Annotated in this window: 1 protein-coding gene; it reads right to left on the bottom strand. The window is 75.5% G+C overall.

Annotated elements, in window-relative coordinates:
* Positions 1–884 (bottom strand): transposase (locus tag DW037_RS10410; RefSeq protein ID WP_158571996.1); only part of this gene is annotated, 884 nt, incomplete at its 3' end.
* Positions 885–1,143 lie beyond the last annotated feature (259 nt).

The following is a 1,143-nucleotide window of genomic DNA, read 5'->3' as shown; positions in this document are numbered from 1 at the left end:
CCGGAGCTCCTCACCCTCGGGGCTATGCCGCAGTACGAGGCCAGGTGGTCGTGGTCCGGGAACCTCGCGATGTCGACCGACACCGCGAGCTGCGCCGCGGTCCTCGGGCCGATGCCGGGCACGGTGAGCAGGCACGCGTAGGTCTCGTCGCCCTCGAGCAGCGCCGCCGTCTCGGCCTCGAGGGCCCCGGCCTCGTCGAGGGCCTCCGATATCCGGGCGGCCAGGAACCTGACCTGCCTGTTCTCGGCCTCGACGAGCGCCGGCGGGGGCGCGGTGGAGGCGGCCGCGGCCTCCCCGGCGGCCCCGGAGCGGGCGATCCCCCACGCCCCGCCGAACCCGGCGAGCAGCTCCAGCCACCGCCGGTCCGACAGGTCGACCGCGGCCTCGAGGGCCGGGCAGGACTCGAGCAGCACCGCGCGCAGGCGGTTCTTGTCCCTGGTCGCGCAGGCGACGACGTGGTCGCGCTGGGAGGAGAGGGCGCGGGCGGCCTCGAGGGCCTCGCCGCGGCCCGGGACCCCCGACAGGGAGTCCGGCACGCCCAGGGCGGTCCGCGCGATCACCTCGGCGTCGCGCTCGTCGGTCTTGGCCTCGCCGGCGAACAGGCCGGCGGCGCGGCTGGCGGCGAGCCCGGGCAGGTGGGCGACCCCGAGCCCCGCGGCGCGGGCCCGCCTCACGGCGAGGGACCCTATGTTGCGGAACTGGTCGACGACGACGAGCGTGCCGGCGGGCGCGGAGGCGAACAGCGCGTCGAGCTCGGCCTCCCTGTTGCGGACGGGGGCGCTGGCCAGCACCTCCCCGTCGCGGTCGACCAGGCGGGCCCAGTGCGATGACTTGCCGACGTCCAGGCCGAGCACGGCCGCGGGCCTGGTGGATGGCGCTTTCACGGTGGTATCCTTCCGGTAGTCGTTCGACCGGATGGCCTCCCCCTCGGCACTCACATTACCAGCCGCGGCGCCTGCCCGGCACTTTCCTATCAGCCGTCGGGGGCGGCGCGTCCCGCGCCGGCAGCACCCAACGGGCCCTCTCGGGGGCAGGGACGTTCGGCCGTGCGCGGGCGCCCGGTCGGCGGCCCGTTCTGGGCGCGCCTCAATCGTAGCCCGAGACGGTCCCGGGCTGACAATTTCGACTGTAATGGACGTTCTT

The organism is Collinsella sp. AF39-11AT (genome assembly GCF_003474585.1).
In the GTDB taxonomy this organism is placed as follows: domain Bacteria; phylum Actinomycetota; class Coriobacteriia; order Coriobacteriales; family Coriobacteriaceae; genus Collinsella.
The sequence above is the reverse complement of the archived record's forward strand: the minus strand, read 5'-3'. Positions and strand labels throughout refer to the sequence as shown.